This is a genomic window from Aquirufa sp. ROCK-SH2, assembly GCF_054558315.1.
Map to the genome: position 1 here is coordinate 15053 of NZ_JBPXKB010000005.1, position 21527 is coordinate 36579.

Consider the following 21527-nt stretch of genomic DNA (forward strand, 5'->3'; position numbering starts at 1 on the left):
TGGATCGGGGCTTAAAGCCAATTATTAAAATGAACTATAAAATAAATCCAACCCTGATTTGAAGGCCAAGTCGATAAGTCCTACCAATAAGGCAAAAATTAAAGATGCCACCAATACTAAAACTGAACTTGATTGAAGTTCAGAGAATTTAGGCCAAGTTACGTTTTCAGTAACTTCTACCCAAGATTCTTTAATTAATGATGTAAAATTGCTCATATTTTCACCGTTTTTGACGGTTTTTAAAATTTACTAAGCACGGGCACAAGGATTCGAACCCTGACCAAAGGTTTTGGAGACCTGCATACTACCATTATACTATGCCCGTATAAAGGATTGCAAATTTAGGTAAATTTTCAGAATTTGCAAACCTCAATTCATTTTTATCTTCTTACCATTGAGAATAATTGGTAGGAACTAAGAATCTTCTGATTGTTTTGGAATGACTATTACTGTATTTCGGATCAGTTGAAATTCTTTTCCAATCAGCATCTGCGGAAAATTTGGCCCAATTTGCATCTCTTTCCTCCATATTTGAAAAGCCTACCATATATGTTAGACTAGGAGCAAATTCGCCTGCTAAAACTTCTCCGAAAAAAGTTCTATGTAAACCTACGTGATCAAAAATCTTTAATTCTTCCTCATTAAACATCGCTATTTTACGCTTTAAGGCATCCTCATTGTATGATTCGTAAGTTCTCCATTCATATATTCTCTCAGGATTACTCTTCGGAATGATTAATTGAGGGCTTTCTTTGAAAGCTTTTGCTAAGGTTGTCGACATCTTGTCGAACATAGGTTTTTCTAAACCAACAGCCTCAAAATAATTTTTACTTGCTGCTTGATAGACAGCATCATTTTCCAACGCTGCTTTATAACCTTCATACGAGGTGAGATTTGCAAATGGTATAGCGACAACAAGCACAACGGGCTCAGGCTTACCTAAGTCTTTAAATACACCAACTTTTGATACACCGTATTTATTCAATGCGGGGATCAAAGCTTTTGATAAGTAATTTTCTAGTAAACCTACATTTCCTCTGAATTTCATTTCATAGGTTCTTAATTCGTAATACTCTTGGCTGAATACAGAAATGATTGACAAGCAAGTCAAGACGAATGTTAATGTGAATTTTTTCATAGTTTTGGATTTTTTGTTTAAACAAAAAAAGAGCGGTAAAACCGCTCTTTTCAATATAGGTAAGTAATAAAACTTAGTCTAAGATTTCAGTTACCTGACCAGCACCTACAGTACGTCCACCTTCACGAATCGCGAAACGTAAACCTTTGTCCATAGCTACAGGGTTCAATAAAGTAACTTCGATAGTTAAGTTATCACCTGGCATACACATTTCTACTCCTGCAGGCAACATGATTTCTCCTGTTACGTCTGTTGTACGGAAATAGAATTGTGGACGATATTTGTTAAAGAATGGAGTATGACGTCCACCTTCTTCTTTAGACAAGATATAAACCTCAGCTTTGAATTTAGTGTGAGGCTTCACTGAACCTGGCTTACAGATTACCATACCACGACGGATATCAGTTTTCTCAATACCACGTAACAATAAACCTACGTTATCACCAGCTTCACCACGATCTAAGATCTTACGGAACATCTCAACACCAGTTACTACAGATTTCAAGTTTTCAGCTCCCATACCTAAGATATCAACACCTTCACCTGAGTTAATAACTCCAGTTTCGATACGACCAGTTGCTACAGTACCACGACCAGTGATCGAGAATACGTCTTCAACAGGCATCAAGAAAGGCTTATCAACATCACGCTTAGGAAGTGGAATCCAGCTATCTACTGCATCCATCAAAGCTTCGATAGTCGCTACCCATTTAGCATCTCCGTTCAATCCACCTAAAGCAGATCCTTGGATTACTGGAATGTTATCACCATCGAACTCATAGAATGAAAGCAATTCACGGATTTCCATTTCTACTAATTCTAATAATTCTGGATCATCCACCATATCCACTTTATTCATGAATACAACTAATTGAGGTACACCTACTTGGCGAGCCAAAAGGATGTGCTCACGAGTTTGTGGCATTGGTCCGTCTGTTGCAGCAACTACTAAGATAGCACCGTCCATTTGAGCAGCACCAGTTACCATGTTTTTCACGTAGTCAGCGTGACCTGGACAGTCAACGTGTGCATAGTGACGGTTAGCTGTTGAATACTCAACGTGAGCAGTGTTGATAGTGATACCACGCTCTTTCTCTTCTGGAGCTGAGTCAATTGAAGAGAAATCTTTCTTCTCAGCTAGACCTTTTTCAGAAAGAACTTTTGTGATAGCAGCAGTCAATGTAGTTTTACCGTGGTCAACGTGGCCAATAGTACCAATGTTTACGTGGGGTTTACTTCGGTCAAAATTTTCTTTTGCCATGATTATTTAGTTCTTAATTATTTATAAAAAGTTTCAAAATGTACTTACTGATTAATTCCGCTAGTATTTAGAGCCTTTGAGCAGGATTGAACTGCCGACCTCTTCCTTACCAAGGAAGTGCTCTACCACTGAGCTACAAAGGCTTTTACCTTTTGGCTACTCACATTATTTAAGTTTTCTCAATAAAAAAATACTAGAAGAAGAATCTTCTAGCGTTTATTTGTTGAGCGGGAGACGGGGCTCGAACCCGCCACCTATAGCTTGGAAGGCTATCGCTCTACCAAATGAGCTACTCCCGCTTAAACTTTGTAGGTAGAAAAAATTAATTTTCCTTTATTTGAATTGTGGGGACAGATGGATTCGAACCACCGTAGGCATTCACCAGCAGATTTACAGTCTGCCCCATTTGGCCGCTCTGGTATATCCCCTAATTCTTAGTTCAACGTAACTTTTCGCTGAAATAGTTCGCAAAAGTAGCTCAATTTTTTATTTCTACAAAGCCTTGTGCCAAAATTTTTAAATAAATTTTATAATAATTTGATTCCAAAACTAAAACCTGTCATTTTTGGTCCATGTTTTATGTCAAATACAGGGCTTAAATCATAATTGAAAAAGAAATCTGGGAAATTTTTGATCGCTATTTCTGCCTTTATTCCGTATCTGAATGAATTTATGTTAAAATTGTTGGAATTCTTTACCAAATTGTCATTTTTTTCTTCAATCGTTTTTGTCCAACTATCTATTCTGTAAGCCACATATCCTCCTAGACCAATCATTTGAATGCTCGAATTTTTTGAGAATGACCAATAAGGCATGATGGGAATACTCAAATAACTGATGCCTAATTTGTTTTTCGCATATTTGATTTCATTTAAATTGGCATCTATTTGAGGTTGAAAGATGGTCTGTCCATTTCTATTTTCAAGGACTCTATTATGATCAAAAATGAAACTATACCACTCAATTCCTATCCCATAGCCTAATTTTAAGGCACTTTTTTTGTATCTCGATAAGGTCGCCGTCCTAGCAATTTCCAAATAAACATACCTAGAACTTAGAGGTTTTAAATTGGCATCTGTATCTAATATAGTTGGCGGATAAATGGCGGTTTGAATAGGAGAGATATCTTTGGACAACCCATTTAAACCTAAATACAAATTGAGTCCTTTGCGGTTATATAGATTCAAGTTCTTCTCTTTGGGATGTATTTTAGTGGTGTCTTGTCCCCATATTACCTTTGTTTCACTTCCGTCCGCCTCTTTGACTAACACTCCATTCCAGTCGACATGCACCTCTTCTTTTCCTTCTACGACATGTACTCCATTTAATCCAACTTTGATTTGTTCCTTCGGTTTTTCGGTTTTTTCAGCTTTGATTTCCGGAAATACTTCCAAATTATCAGGGATATCATTGTTTTTTACCAAAGCTATTTCCACCTTTTGTCCACCTAATTGAACCTTAATGGAGGGATTGGTGCTTGTATCCTCCTTTATTAGTTTTCTTATTTGTTGCCACAGGCTGTCACTTAAACTGATGCCTTTTTTCTGGAATTCTTTCTCCAAAGCTTCTTTTAAGGAGATTTTATTATCTGAATGCCTACCAATGATTTTTTGATCTCTTTGATCAATCTTTAGGTATAAACTATCTTGCCCGCTTTTGGCAGATAGCTGATGACCTATTAAAAGGAGTAGAATGATTGCGATATTTTTCATGATTTATTGAAATGTTTGTTTGAATTTTTCTTCTGTGCGGTAATACGTATTGGCTACTTGGTGAATACTTCCTGTGATATTTTCTGGGGCATCCTCCAGGTTATTTTCACCATTCATGATATTTTTTAATTGTTTGATTAATTTCAGGAATGATTTTTTCTTTTTTTCAATGGGTTTTGCCTCAGCTATTTTTTCCAACTGAACAGTTGTTGGAATTGGATCAATGGAAACCTTTACCCAAACTTCCTCCGTGCCTTCTGGCTCATGTTGGCTAATCGAGTTTTCATTATTTTGGGTTGTCGATGCCAAATTTTGACTAAGGTCTGTTTTTTCAATTTCAACCTTCTTTTCATTGACTGCTGCGACTTCTTTTGATATTAGCAGTTTATGAATAGTTGTCTGAACTCGTTTTTTTGAATCTTCTTTTGCCAAAATCTTTTCATGATGGATTTTTTCAGGTGTTTCTACCAATATTGAATTGCCATTGGATTGGGTAGTTTTTGGTAATTCTGTGACTTGATTGATGTCATTTAGCCATTTTAAACCAATAGCCAGCGCGATAATGGCTGCCCAAGTCCAATATTTTTTCATTGGAGTTTTGGAAGCTATCAATAATTTAGGCTCATCCTCTTTGGATAATTGATGATCTATTTTTGACCATAATTCTTCTGAAGGTTGCGAAGAGCTATTTTTTAATTGATTTCTCCAATTTTCTTCTAATTTTTCCCACGAATTATTTTTTTGATTTTTCATATTTGTGAGTTATTAAATTTTGTTTGTAAGATCATTCTTGCTCGTGAAAGCTGTGATTTTGAAGTTCCCTCAGATATTTGTAACATTTCCGCAATTTCTTTGTGGGAATATCCTTCAATGGCATATAAATTGAAAATTGTTCGATATCCCATGGGTAAGTCTTCGATCATTCTTTCTATTTCTTCCACTTGTAAATTCATCATTCCATTTTCCGGACTCGAGAGATCCCAGGTTTCATCGATATCTATCCATTGGAAGCGATGATTTTTTCTGATTTTCATTAAAGCTTCATTGGTGAAAATTCTTCGAATCCATCCTTCGAAACTGCCTTGCTCTTGAAAAGCATCTATTTTAGTAAAGACCTTCATAAATCCTTCCATCAATGTATCTTCTGCTTCTGGACCATTTCCCAAATATCTTTTGCAAACAGCTAGCATTTTTCCTGCATATAATTGAAAAACAGCATATTGCGCATCTCTTTCTTGGTTTTTACATCCCAAAATCAGATTTGTTTCGCTTGAATATTTAAGTAAATGTTTTGCCAATGAATTTTTAATCTACAGATCTTTTAGATGTATTTCCTTGATAAATGGTTGCGTGCATTTGAAAAGAAATTCAAATTTACGTTCTTTACAAAGATTATATTTCATTTTTATGTCGAATTCAGCTCCAATTGGAATTTTTGATAGTGGTATTGGTGGTTTAACCCATGCTCATGCTATTACAAGTTTGATGCCCAATGAACCCATCATTTATTTTGGAGATACTGCACATTTGCCATACGGAGATAAATCAGCGACTGCCATTCAATCTTATTCTGTGAAGATTTGCAATTTGTTGCTGGAAAAAAAATGCAAGTTAATTCTCATTGCTTGTAATTCTGCCTCTGCTGCTGCTTATGATTTGGTCAAAGCCTATGTGGGTTCAAAGGCCATGGTAGTGAATGTGATTGATCCCGTGATTGAATATTTGGGAGAAAATTGGGAAAATAAAACCGTTGGATTAATTGGAACTAAACAAACAATCAATAGCGGTATTTATGAAAAGAAAGCCACAGGTTTACATAAAAATATCAAGGTTCAATCCTTGGCGACTCCATTACTAGCACCGATGATTGAAGAGGGATTTTTCAATAATCGTATTTCGGAACATATTATTAAAGAATATTTAGACCATAAAGAACTTTCTGCCATTGATGGATTAATTCTAGGTTGTACACATTATCCTTTGATCAAAGCTCAAATTGAAGCTTATTATAATGGCAGTATTCCTGTAATCGACACATCCATTATTGTTGCAAAGTATATTCAAGATTTATTGAAAAAGGAGGGTCAGCTATCTGAAGCCGCGGAAGTAGGAACTCGGCAATTTTTTGTTTCTGATTTTACGGAATCTTTTGAGAAGGCTACTCAAATTTTTTATGGCGAAGCGATTAAATTAACCAAATACCCCATTTGGGATTAAAGCTTTTGTCCAAATAAGTTGGCTACTCGCGACTTTATTTTCAATTTAAATAATTTTTCTTCTTGTTCCTTTTTACTTTGTTTGAACCAAAGAAAAGCAATCCCTGCCACCAAAAGATAAGGGGCACTTAATAAGTATAAAATCCCTGTATTTAATCCTGTGGCAATATTACTTCTACCGTTTGAGATAGAACTTTCAATCGTTGTCCGACACATGGCGCATTGTCCAAAAGAATCGATGGAAATGAAGAGGACAATTACTAATAGCAAGAAGGTGAATTTCTTAAGCATAGTAAGGTGATATTAACAAATAAACAATTACTCCAGTGATTGAAACGTATAACCAAATGGGGAATGCCCATTTTACTGCCTTTTTATGTGCAGGAATGTCATCTGTCAGCGCGTAATAGATGGCTTTTAATACTAATCTTACTACTCCAATGGATAATAATATGTGAGTAATTAAGAAAAAATAATAGATGTATTTACTAATTCCTTCGCCTCCATATTTAGTAGATGGATTTGAAATATGGTATAAAATGTATAAAATTAAAAAGAAGGCTCCTTGGATAAAGGATAATCCCATGTATTTTCTATGCAAGCTAATGTTGTTGTTTTTGATGGAGATAAAGCCCAAGACTAAACAAATTGCTGTTGTTGAGTTAAGTATAGCAATAATATGAGGGATAATTTTAGTCCATTCCCCTAAGGCCACTTGTATTTGTAGTCCGATTAACACGGCTACCGCTACCGGTATCGCAATGGACAAAATATTTACGATTTGATCGTTTTTGCTTGATTTTTCTATTTTAAAAGCACTCATATTATTTTTCGCTTAGGTATATTTTTTGAAGAACCTTCATTTCCATAATGAGACGATCTACTTCTTTTCGATCAGTTCCATCATAAAATCCACGAATAACTCCTTCTTTATCGATTAATACTAAACGTTCAGAATGGATAAATGTTTCGTCTGGATTTTTTATTGCTTGATCATATTCTGAAGCATCAGCTAAAGGGACGTGAAAACCTTTTAAAATTAATGGGTAAACTTCTTTCTTTTCACCGGTTAAGAAATGCCAATTTTTATTGGAGGTATCAAATTTAGTTGAGTAAGCTTTTAAAATTTCAGGCTGATCAAATTTGGGGTCAACAGAAATGGAAATAAATTGGATCTTTGGATCATTGGTAAATGCATCTGCCACTCGATTGATTTGTGAATTGAGTTTCGGACAAATGGTAGTACATCGGGTGAAAAAGAAATTCGCGACGTAAATGTTGTCTTTTAGCAGATTAGAGGAGAAAATGTTCCCGTTTTGGTCTGTTAAACTAAATGGGGGAATTGTCTGGAAAACGGTGTCCATTTTGGACTCATTCCATCTAGGATGCGCTCTTTCTCGCATCAAAATTTCACCGGTTGTGGAATCTATGGCTGGAATAAATCGAGGAAGGGTAAAGTGATTTTCCCCAAAAGTACTAAGGCCTAAATAAATAAAAACAGGCACTATTAGTACGAGTAATAAAATGCCTGCTTTTTTCATTGTAGATTGTCAAAATAAATTAATATAAGTGTCCGCCTTCGTAGATTAATGCTACTAATAACCAAACAACAAATACTACTGGAATTAAAATCATCCAGATTAAAGTTTTTACTTCATGTTTTAAGTGCATGAATTCACCAACAATATAAAATGCTTTTACGATGGTCATTCCACAGAATATAGCTACACGAAGGGTGTTAGCAGGCATGGTAAAAGCAATTACGAATTCAATTGCAGTAAGAATTAATAAAATCCAAAATGTTTTCCAAATAGCGCCAGTTTGTGGAGCTGGAATTTCTTTTTCAGAGCTATCGTGTGATGTAACGTGCGATGCCATAATGTATATCAATTAAATATTAAACAAGATAAAAGAAGGTAAATACAAATACCCAAACTAAGTCTACAAAGTGCCAATATAAACCAACTTTCTCTACCATTTCATAATGACCTCTTCTTTCATAAACTCCCGTAGCAGCATTGAAAAAGATCAACACGTTTAAGATTACTCCTGAAAATACGTGAGTTCCGTGGAATCCAGTAATAAAGAAAAATAAGTCGGCAAATGCAGGAGGGCCGTATGGATTTCTAACCAAGTTAGCTCCTTCTATCGGTTGCATGACACCATCTACCAATTGTTTTGCTGCCAAAGATAAATCCTCTGGTCCATGGATAAAGTGTGTCCATTCCCAAGCTTGAGAACCTAAGAAAGTGAATCCACCTATGATTGTCCATAACATCCATTTTTCCACATCTTTTCTATCTCCTCTGTGTCCAGCTTCTACTGCTAAAACCATGGTAACTGAAGACGCAATCAAGATGAAAGTCATGATTCCAACGAATACCAATGGCAATGACATTCCGTGTAAGAATGGAACTGCTTCGAATACTTTTTCAGGAATTGGCCAATGGCTTGTCGAGAAGTAAAAAGTTTGTGGAGTTCCTTCCCAAGCAGGTTGACTAAAACGGATCATACCGTAAGTGATCAATAATGCAGAGAATGTGAAAGTATCAGATAGGAGGAAAAACCACATCATTAGTTTTCCGTAACTTGCTTTTAATGGTTCAGAACCACCAGTCCAAGTTAAATTTTCTGGTACAGCAGGGGCAGCGTGTGCAACTGACATGAGGTTAAAGCTTAATTGTTAAACACTAAAAATAAAAATAAATAAATCCACAAGGCATCCAAAAAATGCCAATAGGTACTGCAAATTTTAATTTGGGTCAAGGCTTTTGCATTGATTTTCAGTTTAAATGCTGCAACTAGTGCAACTAATAAAACGATTAATCCGGAGATTAAATGTAGGCCATGTAGACCTGATAAAACATATACAAAAGAACCTGATGGATTACCTACAAAATATACATTCATTTCCACTAATTGGATCCAACCATAATATTGTAGAATTAAAAAAACTAATCCGAGCACAAAAGTAATAGAAATACTTGTTCTTAACGCATTAAATTGGTCTTTTTTTGCAGCGGATAATGCGAATTGCATAGAAATACTGCTTAATGCCAAAATACCTGTGCTTATCCAGAACAAATTGGGTAATTTAAACTCGACCCAATTGCCTTCTGCTTTTCTCACTAAATAGGCACTAGTGAAGGCTGCAAATAGCATTATGATCGAAACGATGAATAACCACATGGTAAATATTTTGGGATTTACGGATCTTGTAGGCGCCGGTTCCATTGAATTTATTTCTTTTTTCATGTTGATTAAAGTTTATCAAATAAGTAGGCAATTTGTACTATTGGTAAATATAAAAACGACCCGAACATCATCCATTTAGCGGATTTGTCTGTCGGTTTCATCATTAAATAAAATGTTTGGCATAAAAATAGGGTACTTGCTGTTACCGCTACAATCGCTGAATTTATGCCTGTCATGTGTAATAGATACGGAACAAATGCCAAAGGCACTAAAAATACCGTATAAATCATGATGGTAAATGCTGTTTTTAAATTTTTCTTACCATCGTTGGGCAACATTTTAAATCCAGCTCTTTTATAATCTTCGTCTGCTACCCATGCGATGGCCCAAAAGTGAGGGAATTGCCAGAAAAATTGGATAGCGAATAAGATGCCTGGTTCCCAGCTGAAAACATTGGTAGCTGCCAAATAACCAATCATAGGAGGGAAGGCACCTGGAAATGCGCCAACAAACACCGAGATAGGTCCAACGCGCTTTAATGGAGTATAAACAAATCCGTATAAAATATAAGACAAAGCTCCAATTGCTGCCGTTTTCCAATTAAAGTAGGCTAACAAGGTTATCGCGAAAACGGCCATAATTGCCCCAAATAATATTGCATTGGATGGAGTAATGCTTTCTGTTGGTAGCGGACGTTTAGCTGTTCTTTTCATTAATTTGTCGAATTCAATTTCTTTTAATTGATTGACAATATTAGCTGCCCCGGTAAGTAAAAAGCCTGCGAATGAGATGATGGCTATGTTTAAAAAGGAAACTTCTTTTTGACCCAATATATAGCCAAATGTCCCTGAAAAGGCTACCGTCATAGATAGTCTGGTTTTTAATAGGGCTATATAGGGTTTAATTTTATGCATTTTTTAAAACTAGCAAAGCTTTTATATGTATTCCTAATATCAACAGTGATAAGGTTAGATGAACTGGTTGTGCACCCAAAGGTAGGGCAAAATAGGCCATCAATATTCCACTTATGATTGAAATCGCTAAAAAGAGGATGATCGTTCTTTTATAGGTAACTTCAAAAATTGATTGATTGTTTAAGGATCTAAATAAGAATAGCGCTCCTAACATGATTATCCATGTAAAACTTCTATGAATAATGTAGATGAGATCTAAATTATCTATCCAAAGATGTTTGTTATTTTCGCCAAATTCTTTGATTACATGGTCCATGTTTTCTCTCACTTGCGTGCCTAGAATAATTTGAATGGCAATTGCTATTAGATTTATAATAACTAGATTTCTCGTTTTTTTGTTTGTTATCCATTTTTCCTCATTCCAATAGATAGCTTTCATTAAGAAATAAATGACGGCTATGGTGAGGATCATGTGTGCTGTTACTACACCTGGCATTAAAAATGAATCGACTACAAACTTTCCTAATACTGCATTTGCTAGTACGAATACCAATGCAAGTAAAGAATAAATGAATATTTGGCGCTTTTCTTTTAATGCGAGTAAAGTACTGATTAATACGGATAATCCAGTTAATGCTCCTAATAAGCGATTGATGTATTCAATCCACGTTTTAGTGGGATTGAATAATACTTCTCCGTGGAGTTTTTCTTTATAAATTTCTTGGTAATTGAAGGGAAGTTGAGAAACTTCTGTGGGTGGAACGAATCTACCAAAACATTTCGGCCAATCTGGACATCCCATACCTGAGCCTGTGCTTCTCACGATACCACCAGCTAGTATTAAAAGATATACTAATGTTAAAGAAATTAAGCCGAAGGTTTTAAATTTCATTTTGGCAGAAAAAAAGGATGCATCCAAATGAATTCATTTCGATGCATCCTTGATATAGTTTATTATTAACGATTATAACTCTCGTTCTGTGCTGCTAATAAACCTTCAATATCCTTTTCTTTTGCAATTTCCTCATTTTCTTCTGGAAGATTTGATTCAGGAGTTGCAGAGAATGGTACATTTTGAGGAATGAAGTCTGTTGCAGAACCTGGTTTGCTATAGTCATAAGGCCAACGATATACAGCTGGAATTTCTCCTGGCCAGTTTCCGTGTCCTGGTTCTACAGGTGTTGTCCACTCTAATGTATTTGAGTTCCATGGATTTTCAGTTGCTTTCTTTCCCTTAAACATAGAGTAGAAGAAATTGATAAAGAAAATCGCTTGTGCAGAAAACGTTACAATTGCGGCGATAGAAATAAAAGCATTTAAATCTGTAAATGCAGCTTCTGCATTATTTCCTAAAGCGGTGAATGAATAATATCTTCTAGGGAAACCTGCAATACCTGTGTAGTGCATTGGGAAGAATACCGCATATACTCCAATGAAAGTAAACCAGAAGTGAATATAACCTGCTGTTTTATTCATCATTCTACCAAACATTTTTGGATACCAGTGGTAAACTCCTGCCATTAATCCGAAGAAAGATGCCGCACCCATTACTAAGTGGAAGTGAGCTACTACGAAATACGTATCATGTAAGTTGATATCTAAAGCTGAGTTACCTAAAATAATACCTGTAACACCACCAGAAATAAACAAGGATACTAGACCGATTGAAAATAACATGGCTGGAGTAAAGATGATATTACCTTTCCAAAGCGTAGTGATATAATTGAAAGCTTTTACAGCGGATGGTACAGCGATAATTAATGTTAAGAACATAAATACAGATCCTAAGAAGGGATTCATACCTGTTACAAACATGTGGTGAGCCCAAACGATGAAGGCTAATACCGTAATACCCATCATAGAACCAATCATAGCACGATATCCGAAGATAGGTTTTCTAGAATTGGTAGCAATGATTTCTGAAGTCATACCTAATGCTGGAAGTAATACAATGTATACCTCTGGGTGACCAAGGAACCAGAATAAGTGTTGGTATAAGATTGGACTACCACCCATATTTGGTAAAGCTTGTCCTTGAATATAGATTTCAGAAAGGTAAAATGAAGTACCGAAACTTCTATCAAAAATCAATAATAACGCTGCTGATAATAATACTGGGAAAGATAATAAACCTAAAACAGCAGTAAAGAAAAATGCCCAGATTGTTAAAGGCATTTTTGTGAAAGTCATACCTCTTGTACGTAAATTGATTACTGTACAGATATAATTGATACCACCCATTAATGATGATACAATGAAGAATGCCATACTTGTTAGCCATAAAGTCATACCTAAACCAGAACCTGGCATTGCTTGAGGCAAGGCACTTAATGGTGGATAAATTACCCAACCACCTGATGCGGGACCTGTCTCTAAGAATAAAGAACAGAACATGATAACCGATGACAAAAAGAAGAACCAATAGGATAACATGTTAATGAATCCAGAGGCCATATCTCTTGCACCGATTTGTAATGGGATTAGGAAGTTAGAAAATGTTCCCGATAAGCCAGCCGTTAATACAAAGAATACCATGATGGTACCATGCATAGTAACTAAGGCTAAATAAAATTCTTTGTCTAATTTTCCACCTTCGTCAATCCATGTACCTAAAATTGGCTTTAACCAATCTAAGTTCATATCTGGAAAACCTAATTGTAAACGGAAAATGATGGATAATGATCCTCCAATGAACGCCCATAAGATACCAGAAATAAGGTATTGTCTAGCAATAACTTTGTGATCTTCTGAGAAGATGTATTTTCTGATGAATCCTAATTCATGATGCTCGTGCTCATGGTCATGATCGTGAGCATGTGCGTGAACTTCTTCGGCGTGTGTAGTTGCAGTTGACATAAGTATATCGTTTTACTTTCTTCTGTTCTTAATTATTTTGCAGTTACTTCTGTTGCTGTACTATCTACTGAAGCTGGTTCAGCAGGTACAAAATATTTCTGTGCTTTCGCTTTTAAATTCGCTGGTACTTTGTCCATATAAGTAGGGTTCAAAGTTAGGAATGGCTTTTGTTCTGCTTTCCATTTTGCATAATCAGCAGGCTCATCTACAAAAACAGTGATGGCCATACCAAAGTGACCTCTACCACAAATTTCTGTACAGTTTAATTTAAAGTTGAATTCACTATTACCTAGTTTAGCACGCATTTCTTCTGTTGAAATGGTCGGGGTAAACCAGAATTTTGTCGGCATACCTGGAACCGCATCCATTTTTACACGTTGGAAAGGTAAATATACCGAGTGTAATACGTCTTGTGCTTTGATTTTCAATAATACAGGCTTTCCTTTTGGAAGGTGTAATTCAGTTGCTGTAAAATCGTCAAATGAATTCTTATCTGTAAAATCGATACCGATGCTATTCGTATCATCAATTAATTTAAAATTAAAATTACCAAGAGTGTTATCATCGTTGCCCGCATATCTAACATACCATCCAAATTGGTGACCTGTGATTTCAATGACTTCAGAATTGCTTGGTGCTTGAGAAGTAATATCTCTCCATGTTCTCCAACCTGTAAATACTAAGATTGCCATGACGATTGCTGGAATGATTGTCCAGATTACTTCTAATTTGTGATTCACTGGATAGAAAGTAGCAACTCTATTTTTGTTATATCTGTACTTATAAGCAAAGAATAATAACAAAGTATTGGTAGCGAAAAATGCAAAAGTTACAATGCTCATAGATACCCAGAACATTCTGTCTGTATCTACTCCATGTTCTGATGCCGCAACTGGCAAAAAGTCTGGTTGTGAATGTAAGAATGACCAAACCCCTGCAATTGTTCCCAATAACCAGAATAGTAACATTCCGATCGCATTTGAGTTGTTGCTTGAATCCAAAGCTGTTTCAGCTTCGTCGCCACTTAAATTTTTATTTAGCTTCAAGCTTTTGCTGATTACAACAATCGCTAAAGTGAAGAATACTAAGGATAAAAGACCAATCAGGTAATTCATAAGATTTTATTTTTGAATCGTTCTTTTTAAAATATTAAATATCGTGGTGTAATGACTCTGGTAAGAATGGGTGATTCTTTGCCACCAAAGATGCTTTTGTTAATTCATCAGAGATGATATAGATAAATGCAGAAGCAAATACTGTTACCATTCCAAATTCAACTAAACCAAAACCTCCGTGAGGTCCTAAAACACCTGGCATTATCATTTGATAAAAATCGATGTAGTGTCCTCCAATGATAAAGAAACACGCAATTTTTAAGAAGATTCTTGTTCTTTTTGCATCTCTTGTCATTAAAACTAAGAAAGGCATTAAAAAGTTAAAGAAAATGTTTAAAACTTCTGAAGCTTTATAAATTTTGTTATGACCTTCCCATCTTTCTAAGAAATAAATGGTCTCCTCTGGGAAGTTAGCATAGTAAATCAATAAGAATTGTGAGAACCAAACATAAGACCAGAAGATAGAGAATGCAAACATGAATTTACCTAAGTCATGTAAATGTGAATCATTTACATATTGCATGTAGCCTTTATCTTTCAGATATAAAATAGTTAACGTAATAACTGCTAAACCTGTTACATGCCAAGAAGAGAACATATACCAGCCGAACATGGTTGAGAACCAGTGTGTGTCAATTGACATCACCCAATCCCAAGCAGACATTGAACTAGAAATACCCATTACTACGATGAATGCAACTGCAATTTTCACCATTTGATAAAATGTTTCAGTTCCACCGTTTAAATCTTCTTCCAATGATTTTTTACGGATGGTTGTCCATAAACCTAACCATAAAACGAAGAAAGCTACTAATCTTGCAATGAAAAATGTTTTATTCAAATAGCCTGATTTTCCAGCAATGATTTTATCGTAGTTTTCACTTCCTACTTCCGTAACACCATGGTGCATCCAGTGGAAAATCACATCCCCTTTGAAAATGAATACCAATAACAAAATAGGGAAAGTAACATATAAAAACTTAGGGAAAGCTTCTGGAATTCTTTTTACAACTGAAGACCAACCTGCTTTTGCTAAATATTGTATAGAAACAAAAAACATTCCTATGACAGCAATTCCTGTAAAGAATACTCCATTCAACCACACGTTTGCCCAAATTCTATTGGTCCAATCGTAATGTGAATTTGCTTGATGTGATGCCGCTCCACCAGATAAATGTTCTGCTGCTGCTTCATGACCAGCTTTTACTGCTTCGTGACCTGCGTTAGCAACTTCATGTCCACCAGATTCGCCTTTGGATAAAAGGTAAATTCCAACAATTAAAGCAACTAGTCCCGCAACGAAAGCATAAATGATTCTCTTTTTGCCTTCAGAAGTGAATTCGAAATGCTCTTCTACATTTGCTGGGGAAAAATGTGAATGTCCCGCCATCTTTATCTCTATTTAATAATTAAAAATTGATCCTATTGTTTTTGTAATTCATGTACATAAAGTACGATCTTCCAACGATTTGCAGAAGAAATTTGTGAACCATGTGGCCACATTCTACCTTTTCCATGTGTAATCACGTGATAGATATGTCCGTCGTTCATTGTTTTTAAGGCATCACTTGAATATACAGGAACACCTTTGTATTGTTTAGCAACTAAACCATCTCCTTTACCTGCTTCACCGTGGCAATGTTGACAGAATCTTTCATACTGTAGTTTTCCTGCTTCAATGTTTTCTGGAGTTGCCGCAATTGGGTTGCTCAATAATTTTTCTGAATAGGAAATACTATCATTTGGAATTGTTTTTGAAATCAAATCTTGACTCAAAAATGCTTTTTTAATGCTATCTGAACCAACGAATTTATTTCTTGCTATCGTGCCTTTTACGGGTTGACGCATATTCATTCCGTATGGATTGATGGTATTTGTATCACCTTCTGTTTGCGTCATCGGTTCATAAGCGACCGAATGATACATATTGGGTGCAAATTCTGTACCGGTATCGTTTGGATTTTTACCGCATGAACTTAGTAATCCAATTACCAATCCTGCTAAAATAACGACTTTGTTGCTTTGATTAAACATCTTTTTATTCTTCTTCTTGAACAATTTGTTCTTGATTAATTATTTAACATTTACTTCAACAGCTCCTGAATTTTTCAAGGCTTTTGTAATATCTTCTTGACTTACTTTGTTTTTAGATAAGTCGATGGCCATTACAAAACGATCATCTGTAATACGAAGATCTAATACATCTATTTTCTTTCCTGGGTATAGACCATTTGAAATACAGAATGTAGTTACCATTCCAAAGGCTGTAAATAATACCGTACCTTCAAAAGTAATTGGAATCCAGTCTGGCAATGCAAAGAAATCTTTACCACCAATGATCATTGGCCAATCAAATACCATGGTATAATTGATTAATGCCTGAGCACAAACGAATCCTAAAAATCCGAACATAAATGCCGCGATAGGTAGTCTTGTACGTGCATGTCCAATAGCAGTATCTAAACCGTGAATAGGGAAAGGAGTATATACCTCTTCAATTTTGATGCCTTTGGCTTTTACTTCGCTAACAGCGTGTAAAACTTCGTCTTCATCATCAAAAACTCCTAAAATGTAATTACTTGTAGAACTCATAATGTGTTAATTTCTGATTTCAAATTTTCTTATTCTGCGCTTTTACTTTCCTTCTTTGCTTTTTTAGCTGGGAAGTTGGTTGAAACTCCTTTCATTACTGATTTAACTTCAGCCATATTTACTACCGGTAAAAACTTAGCAAATAAGAAGAATAAAGTAAAGAATAAACCAAAAGAGAAGATGTAGTCACCAATATCATACATCGTTGGAGAGAACATTGCCCAAGAAGATGGGATGTAATCACGGTGTAAAGATGTTACAATGATTACAAAACGCTCAAACCACATACCCACGTTTACCACGATAGATAAGAAGAAACTTACCAATAAGTTCGTACGAATGCTTTTTGACCAAAATAATTGTGGAGAAATTACATTACATGTCATCATCATCCAATATGCCCACCAATACGGACCAGTTGCACGGTTGATGAAAGCATAACTTTCATATTCAACTCCAGAATACCAAGCGATGAAAAACTCTGTTAAATAAGCGATACCAACAATTGAACCTGTTACGGTGATGATGATGTTCATCATTTCAATATGCTCAATTGTGATATAATCTTCTAATTTAAATACGACACGAGTAATCAACAACAATGTTTGTACCATGGCAAATCCAGAGAAGATCGCACCCGCCACGAAGTATGGAGGGAAGATGGTTGTATGCCATCCTGGAATTACAGATGTTGCAAAGTCCATTGATACAATTGTATGTACTGAAAGTACTAGGGGAGTAGAGATACCTGCCAAAATCAATGACATGTATTCATATCTAGCCCAAGTTTTAGCAGAACCATTCCAGCCTAAGCTGAACAATCCATACCAGAATTTTCTTCCTTTTGTTGTTGCTCTATCACGGATAGTTGCCAAATCAGGAACTAGACCCATGTACCAAAACAATAAAGAAACAGATAAATAAGTTGAAATCGCAAATACGTCCCAAACCAATGGTGAGTTGAAGTTAACCCATAATGAACCAAAGGCATTTGGTAATGGTAAAGCCCAATGAGCTAACCAAGGACGACCCATGTGAGCCAAAATAAATGATGCAGCACAAAGTACAGCAAAGATGGTCATCGCTTCTGCAGAACGGTTAATGGATGTTCTCCATTTTTGACGGAACAATAATAATACAGCTGAGATCAAAGTACCCGCGTGACCGATACCCACCCACCATACGAAGTTGGTGATGTCCCATGCCCAACCGACAGTTTTATTTAAGCCCCATACTCCAATTCCTTGCCACCAAGTATAAAATAGGCAATAAGCACCATAGGCAAAGATAATGCTTGAAATACCAAAAGCCCATTTCCATTCTTTGGTTGGTTCTCCCTCTACCTGCTTGCAAATATCGTGGGTAACATCTGAATAAGATTTGCCTCCTGTTACTAGGTGCTCTCTTATGGGTGATACAACGTGCGACATATATTTATTATAGTTTATTACGTTTTAAAATTCTTAATTCTGCAATTATGCTTTATGAGCTTCTTTGTTTCTTACTTTCATCAAATAAGAAATGTTCGGCTTAACATTGATTTCTTCAATCACACCGTAAGCTCTACCTTCTCTTTCAACCGCTAATAATTTTGAGATTTCAGATGCTGGATCATTCATATCTCCAAAGGTAATTGCATTAGTTGGACAAGATTGTGCACAAGCTACTTGGATTTCTCCATCTACTGGTCTTCTCTTTTCTTTCTTCGCTGTTAATTTACCCTCTTGGATTCTTTGAACACACATAGAGCATTTTTCCATAACCCCACGAGAACGAACTGTTACATCTGGGTTAATCACCATACGACCTAAGTCATTGTTGAAATGGAAATCAAAATCATCTGTTTGGAAATAACGGAACCAGTTGAAACGACGAACTTTGTATGGACAGTTGTTTGCACAGTAACGAGTACCAATACAACGGTTGTAAGTCATTTGATTCAAACCTTCTGAAGAGTGTGTGGTTGCCAATACTGGACAAACAGTTTCACAAGGTGCATTATTACAATGTTGACATAACATTGGTTGGAATACTACTTCTGGATTATCAGAAGCAATTTCTAATCCGTGGATGTCTTCAACTTCTGCATCAGAAGAATAATAACGGTCGATACGCATCCAGTGCATTTCACGACGATTAATTACCTCTTGACGACCTACCACTGGTACGTTGTTTTCAGCTGAGCAAGAAACCACACAAGCTGAACATCCTGTACATGTATTTAAGTCGATTACCATTCCCCAAGCATGGTTCTCATACTTGTGACCATTCCAAAGCGTAATGTCCATCGCAGATTTTTTACCTTCTGCAGTACTAATCTCTGGTTTGTATCTTCCTGATAATGGATTTTTAACAAATGCTCCTAAAACAGTTTCTTGAACAACTGCTTGACGAGCCATTACTGTATGGTGAGTTTGTGTTTGAGCGATTGCTTTTTCATCACCTGTTGGTGTCAAGCTAACTCCTTGTGTACAAACTCCTACACAAGCACCGTTAATTTCAGAAATAAAAGGATAAGCATTTACCCCAACTCCGTCGGCTGATTTACCTGCTTTCGTTCTACCGTATCCGATAGCGATGGCAATAGTATCTGAAGCTTGACCTGGTTGAACTAAAATTGGCAAAGTTACTTCGTAACCTTTCGCGCTAACTTTAACTACGTCTCCTTGCTTTAATTTTAATTTGCTTGCTGTTGGTTGCGAAATAGATGCATAATTGTCCCAACATGCTTTTGAAACTGGCTCAGGGAATTCTTGTAACCAAGGGTTATTGGCTTGAGAACCTGTACCTAAACCTACTTTTTCGTAAACAGCAATTTCTAAATCAGACGAATTTGCTTTGTATGCTTTTGAGATTGCAGCAGCAGAAGCATTCACATCTACCGATGGGCTCGCACTTGATACAATTTCAGATGATCCGAATACACCATCATGCAATGCAGCTTTCCATTGAACAGCACCACCTTTTAAGATAGTTGCTTCCCAATTGCGCTCTAAATAAGTTGCATAGTCTCCTGCAATTCCAGCCCAAGTCAAGAAACTATCTTGTGCTTGACGTGTTTTGAAAATGGTAGAGATGGTTGGTTGAGTTAATGAATAAGATCCAGCTTTTGGTTCTGCATCGTTCCAAGATTCTAAATAATGCGAATCTGGAGCATTGAATTGGCATAATGAAGCTGTTTCATCTGCTCTTTCGTTGGTCGCTAAACTTAAACCGATGTTTGGCAAAGCTTTTGCTAAAGCAGCACCCATTGGGTGATTGTAAACTGGATTAGCATTATAGAAGATTACTGCAGCGATTGAACCTGCGCTTGCTTCTTTGATGAAATTAGCCATTGCCATATCATTACCTTGTCGGTAATTAACGGGTGCAGCTGTATTGATTGTTGTTCCGTAAGCACCAACTAATGCGTTGATTGCTACAACTATTTTTTGAACTTCTGGGTCATTTGAACCAGCAACAACGATAGATGCACCTTTAGATGCTACTAAATCTTTCGCTGCTTTTTCTAAATGATCAATTTTAACACTTGAACCAGCGATGGCCGAAGCACCTGTCAACTTAGCTACAGCATTATATAAAGCGACTGCTACTAAACCTTCTTGAGAAGGTTTGTAAGTAGAACGATAATCTGCATTTGCTCCTGTGTTAGATAAGATTGTCTCAAATTGATAATGACGAGACATGTCTTTTTTACCACCTTTTTCAGAACTTACACGACGAGTAATCGCCCATTGAGCAGCAAATTCAGTAGGAGCCACCCAAGTTCCTAAGAAGTCAGCTCCTAATGAAACGATGGTTTTTGCTTTACTGAAATCAATGCTTGGTAAAATTCCACCATGTGCTTGAGTCAAACCATAAGCTGGATTGGCATCATAAACCACATGTTGAGTCGTTGGATATTTGGAGATAAAATCGCCAATTACTTTTTTAGTAGTTGGAGAAAGAATGGTATTAGAAACAATTCTAATTTGACCACCTTTAGCAGCTACTGCTGATAATTTAGCAACAAACTCTTTATCTAATTGAGCCCAATCCGTTGATTTGCCAGCGGCTTGAGGTCCTTTTAATTTCTCGTTATCATAAAGGCTAAGAACAGAAGCGTGAGCTCTTGCAGATAAGGCACCTTTAGAAACAGAAGAAAGTTTATTTCCTTCTATTTTAATTGGGCGACCTTCGCGAGTCTTTACCAAAATGGAAGCGTATTCACCACCATCAACATAAGTTGAAGCATACCAGTTGGCGATAGTTGGTTCAACATCTTCCGGTTTGTTCAAATAAGGGATGGTGTTTTTAACTGGTGCTTCACAAGCTGCCAATGAAACCGCAGCTACACCAAAACCTAACATCTTTAAAAAATCACGACGATGAGTACCTGATCCGTCTACTAAAGATTCTCCTTTAGCATCATTCTCAGAGGGCATATTGCCAAACTCATTGTGGATATTTTTTACAAACGATGGCTCATTGGTTAACTCCTCAATTCCTTTCCAATACCTTTTGTTCGAATTTTCCATATAATCTTTCT

22 protein-coding genes and 4 tRNA genes are annotated in these 21527 nt (G+C 36.2%); 1 reads left to right on the forward strand and 25 read right to left on the reverse strand.

Going from position 1 to position 21527, the window contains the following annotated elements; genetic code table 11:
* Positions 1–24: 24 nt before the first annotated feature.
* From secE to V7S79_RS10830, 10 genes are all read right to left on the reverse strand, one after another.
* Entirely contained in the window at positions 25–216 is a 192-nt protein-coding gene (gene secE, locus V7S79_RS10785) for a preprotein translocase subunit SecE (protein WP_459490600.1), read from the reverse strand.
* 38 nt (positions 217–254) lie between these two features.
* Positions 255–325, reverse strand: a tRNA-Trp gene (locus V7S79_RS10790).
* 63 nt (positions 326–388) lie between these two features.
* Positions 389–1138: an NIPSNAP family protein gene (locus V7S79_RS10795; RefSeq protein ID WP_459490601.1), complete on the reverse strand. Its 750-nt coding sequence runs from the start codon at positions 1136–1138 to the stop codon at positions 389–391.
* A 73-nt stretch (positions 1139–1211) separates the two neighbouring features.
* Complete coding sequence (tuf, locus tag V7S79_RS10800; RefSeq protein ID WP_459490602.1) at positions 1212–2399, reverse strand: elongation factor Tu; 1188 nt, start codon at positions 2397–2399, stop codon at positions 1212–1214.
* 71 nt (positions 2400–2470) lie between these two features.
* A tRNA-Thr gene (locus tag V7S79_RS10805) sits at positions 2471–2542 on the reverse strand.
* 83 nt (positions 2543–2625) lie between these two features.
* Positions 2626–2698: transfer RNA gene (locus V7S79_RS10810), tRNA-Gly, on the reverse strand.
* 46 nt (positions 2699–2744) lie between these two features.
* Positions 2745–2827, reverse strand: a tRNA-Tyr gene (locus V7S79_RS10815).
* A 99-nt stretch (positions 2828–2926) separates the two neighbouring features.
* A complete protein-coding gene (locus V7S79_RS10820; RefSeq protein ID WP_459490603.1) occupies positions 2927–4111 on the reverse strand; it encodes an outer membrane beta-barrel protein in 1185 nt (394 codons plus the stop codon).
* 3 nt (positions 4112–4114) lie between these two features.
* Entirely contained in the window at positions 4115–4864 is a 750-nt protein-coding gene (locus V7S79_RS10825) for a hypothetical protein (RefSeq protein WP_459490604.1), read from the reverse strand.
* A complete protein-coding gene (locus V7S79_RS10830) occupies positions 4861–5409 on the reverse strand; it encodes an RNA polymerase sigma factor (RefSeq protein WP_459490605.1) in 549 nt (182 codons plus the stop codon). Before V7S79_RS10830 ends, V7S79_RS10825 begins: the two co-directional genes overlap by 4 nt.
* Positions 5410–5518: 109 nt before the next feature.
* Here V7S79_RS10830 and murI point away from each other — a divergent pair, with 109 nt between their 5' ends.
* The gene (murI, locus tag V7S79_RS10835; RefSeq protein ID WP_459490606.1) at positions 5519–6328 is read left to right on the forward strand and encodes a glutamate racemase; all 810 of its coding nucleotides are present in this window, start codon (positions 5519–5521) and stop codon (positions 6326–6328) included.
* On the opposite strand, the gene V7S79_RS10840 is transcribed toward murI, so the two are convergent.
* The 15 genes from V7S79_RS10840 to V7S79_RS10910 all read right to left on the reverse strand — a co-directional run bounded on the left by V7S79_RS10840 (position 6325) and on the right by V7S79_RS10910 (position 21516).
* Positions 6325–6618, reverse strand: a complete 294-nt coding sequence (locus V7S79_RS10840) for a hypothetical protein (RefSeq protein ID WP_459490607.1) — start codon at positions 6616–6618, stop codon at positions 6325–6327. The two genes, murI and V7S79_RS10840, sit on opposite strands and share 4 nt — an antisense overlap.
* Positions 6611–7150, reverse strand: a complete 540-nt coding sequence (locus V7S79_RS10845) for a DUF420 domain-containing protein (protein ID WP_459490608.1) — start codon at positions 7148–7150, stop codon at positions 6611–6613. Before V7S79_RS10845 ends, V7S79_RS10840 begins: the two co-directional genes overlap by 8 nt.
* A gap of 1 nt (position 7151) precedes the next feature.
* A complete protein-coding gene (locus V7S79_RS10850) occupies positions 7152–7868 on the reverse strand; it encodes an SCO family protein (RefSeq protein WP_459490609.1) in 717 nt (238 codons plus the stop codon).
* A gap of 19 nt (positions 7869–7887) precedes the next feature.
* The gene (locus tag V7S79_RS10855) at positions 7888–8205 is read right to left on the reverse strand and encodes a cytochrome C oxidase subunit IV family protein (protein WP_459490610.1); all 318 of its coding nucleotides are present in this window, start codon (positions 8203–8205) and stop codon (positions 7888–7890) included.
* A gap of 19 nt (positions 8206–8224) precedes the next feature.
* Positions 8225–8992, reverse strand: a complete 768-nt coding sequence (locus V7S79_RS10860) for a cytochrome c oxidase subunit 3 (RefSeq protein ID WP_459490611.1) — start codon at positions 8990–8992, stop codon at positions 8225–8227.
* Between the two features lie 11 nt (positions 8993–9003).
* On the reverse strand, positions 9004–9582 hold the full coding sequence (locus V7S79_RS10865; protein WP_459490612.1) for a cytochrome c oxidase subunit 3: 579 nt from the start codon (positions 9580–9582) through the stop codon (positions 9004–9006).
* Positions 9583–9587: 5 nt separating this feature from the next.
* Positions 9588–10436, reverse strand: coding sequence for a heme o synthase (cyoE, locus tag V7S79_RS10870; RefSeq protein WP_459490613.1), 849 nt, complete (start codon positions 10434–10436; stop codon positions 9588–9590).
* Positions 10429–11328, reverse strand: a complete 900-nt coding sequence (locus tag V7S79_RS10875; protein WP_459490614.1) for a COX15/CtaA family protein — start codon at positions 11326–11328, stop codon at positions 10429–10431. Before V7S79_RS10875 ends, cyoE begins: the two co-directional genes overlap by 8 nt.
* A 65-nt stretch (positions 11329–11393) precedes the next feature.
* Complete coding sequence (locus tag V7S79_RS10880) at positions 11394–13292, reverse strand: cytochrome c oxidase subunit I (protein ID WP_459490615.1); 1899 nt, start codon at positions 13290–13292, stop codon at positions 11394–11396.
* Between the two features lie 32 nt (positions 13293–13324).
* Entirely contained in the window at positions 13325–14407 is a 1083-nt protein-coding gene (locus V7S79_RS10885; RefSeq protein ID WP_459490616.1) for a cytochrome c oxidase subunit II, read from the reverse strand.
* A 34-nt stretch (positions 14408–14441) separates the two neighbouring features.
* Complete coding sequence (locus V7S79_RS10890; protein WP_459490617.1) at positions 14442–15797, reverse strand: quinol:cytochrome C oxidoreductase; 1356 nt, start codon at positions 15795–15797, stop codon at positions 14442–14444.
* Positions 15798–15829: 32 nt separating this feature from the next.
* The gene (locus V7S79_RS10895; RefSeq protein ID WP_459490618.1) at positions 15830–16441 is read right to left on the reverse strand and encodes a c-type cytochrome; all 612 of its coding nucleotides are present in this window, start codon (positions 16439–16441) and stop codon (positions 15830–15832) included.
* A 39-nt stretch (positions 16442–16480) separates the two neighbouring features.
* Positions 16481–16999, reverse strand: coding sequence for a DUF3341 domain-containing protein (locus V7S79_RS10900; protein WP_459490619.1), 519 nt, complete (start codon positions 16997–16999; stop codon positions 16481–16483).
* A gap of 29 nt (positions 17000–17028) precedes the next feature.
* Positions 17029–18429: an NrfD/PsrC family molybdoenzyme membrane anchor subunit gene (nrfD, locus tag V7S79_RS10905; RefSeq protein ID WP_459490620.1), complete on the reverse strand. Its 1401-nt coding sequence runs from the start codon at positions 18427–18429 to the stop codon at positions 17029–17031.
* Positions 18430–18474: 45 nt separating this feature from the next.
* Entirely contained in the window at positions 18475–21516 is a 3042-nt protein-coding gene (locus tag V7S79_RS10910) for a TAT-variant-translocated molybdopterin oxidoreductase (protein WP_459490621.1), read from the reverse strand.
* Positions 21517–21527 lie beyond the last annotated feature (11 nt).

What these genes read in the sequence shown, in the direction of transcription:
- secE (WP_459490600.1), bottom strand. Translation starts at nt 216, where the DNA reads ATGAGCAATTTTACATCATTAATTAAAGAATCTTGGGTAGAAGTTACT.
- murI (WP_459490606.1), top strand. Translation starts at nt 5,519, where the DNA reads ATGTCGAATTCAGCTCCAATTGGAATTTTTGATAGTGGTATTGGTGGT.
- cyoE (WP_459490613.1), bottom strand. Translation starts at nt 10,436, where the DNA reads ATGCATAAAATTAAACCCTATATAGCCCTATTAAAAACCAGACTATCT.
- V7S79_RS10875 (WP_459490614.1), bottom strand. Translation starts at nt 11,328, where the DNA reads ATGAAATTTAAAACCTTCGGCTTAATTTCTTTAACATTAGTATATCTT.
- V7S79_RS10840 (WP_459490607.1), bottom strand. Translation starts at nt 6,618, where the DNA reads ATGCTTAAGAAATTCACCTTCTTGCTATTAGTAATTGTCCTCTTCATT.
- V7S79_RS10860 (WP_459490611.1), bottom strand. Translation starts at nt 8,992, where the DNA reads ATGTCAGTTGCACACGCTGCCCCTGCTGTACCAGAAAATTTAACTTGG.
- V7S79_RS10855 (WP_459490610.1), bottom strand. Translation starts at nt 8,205, where the DNA reads ATGGCATCGCACGTTACATCACACGATAGCTCTGAAAAAGAAATTCCA.
- nrfD (WP_459490620.1), bottom strand. Translation starts at nt 18,429, where the DNA reads ATGTCGCACGTTGTATCACCCATAAGAGAGCACCTAGTAACAGGAGGC.
- V7S79_RS10795 (WP_459490601.1), bottom strand. Translation starts at nt 1,138, where the DNA reads ATGAAAAAATTCACATTAACATTCGTCTTGACTTGCTTGTCAATCATT.
- V7S79_RS10885 (WP_459490616.1), bottom strand. Translation starts at nt 14,407, where the DNA reads ATGAATTACCTGATTGGTCTTTTATCCTTAGTATTCTTCACTTTAGCG.
- V7S79_RS10865 (WP_459490612.1), bottom strand. Translation starts at nt 9,582, where the DNA reads ATGAAAAAAGAAATAAATTCAATGGAACCGGCGCCTACAAGATCCGTA.
- V7S79_RS10825 (WP_459490604.1), bottom strand. Translation starts at nt 4,864, where the DNA reads ATGAAAAATCAAAAAAATAATTCGTGGGAAAAATTAGAAGAAAATTGG.
- V7S79_RS10890 (WP_459490617.1), bottom strand. Translation starts at nt 15,797, where the DNA reads ATGGCGGGACATTCACATTTTTCCCCAGCAAATGTAGAAGAGCATTTC.
- V7S79_RS10820 (WP_459490603.1), bottom strand. Translation starts at nt 4,111, where the DNA reads ATGAAAAATATCGCAATCATTCTACTCCTTTTAATAGGTCATCAGCTA.
- V7S79_RS10910 (WP_459490621.1), bottom strand. Translation starts at nt 21,516, where the DNA reads ATGGAAAATTCGAACAAAAGGTATTGGAAAGGAATTGAGGAGTTAACC.
- V7S79_RS10880 (WP_459490615.1), bottom strand. Translation starts at nt 13,292, where the DNA reads ATGTCAACTGCAACTACACACGCCGAAGAAGTTCACGCACATGCTCAC.
- V7S79_RS10845 (WP_459490608.1), bottom strand. Translation starts at nt 7,150, where the DNA reads ATGAGTGCTTTTAAAATAGAAAAATCAAGCAAAAACGATCAAATCGTA.
- V7S79_RS10895 (WP_459490618.1), bottom strand. Translation starts at nt 16,441, where the DNA reads ATGTTTAATCAAAGCAACAAAGTCGTTATTTTAGCAGGATTGGTAATT.
- tuf (WP_459490602.1), bottom strand. Translation starts at nt 2,399, where the DNA reads ATGGCAAAAGAAAATTTTGACCGAAGTAAACCCCACGTAAACATTGGT.
- V7S79_RS10900 (WP_459490619.1), bottom strand. Translation starts at nt 16,999, where the DNA reads ATGAGTTCTACAAGTAATTACATTTTAGGAGTTTTTGATGATGAAGAC.
- V7S79_RS10850 (WP_459490609.1), bottom strand. Translation starts at nt 7,868, where the DNA reads ATGAAAAAAGCAGGCATTTTATTACTCGTACTAATAGTGCCTGTTTTT.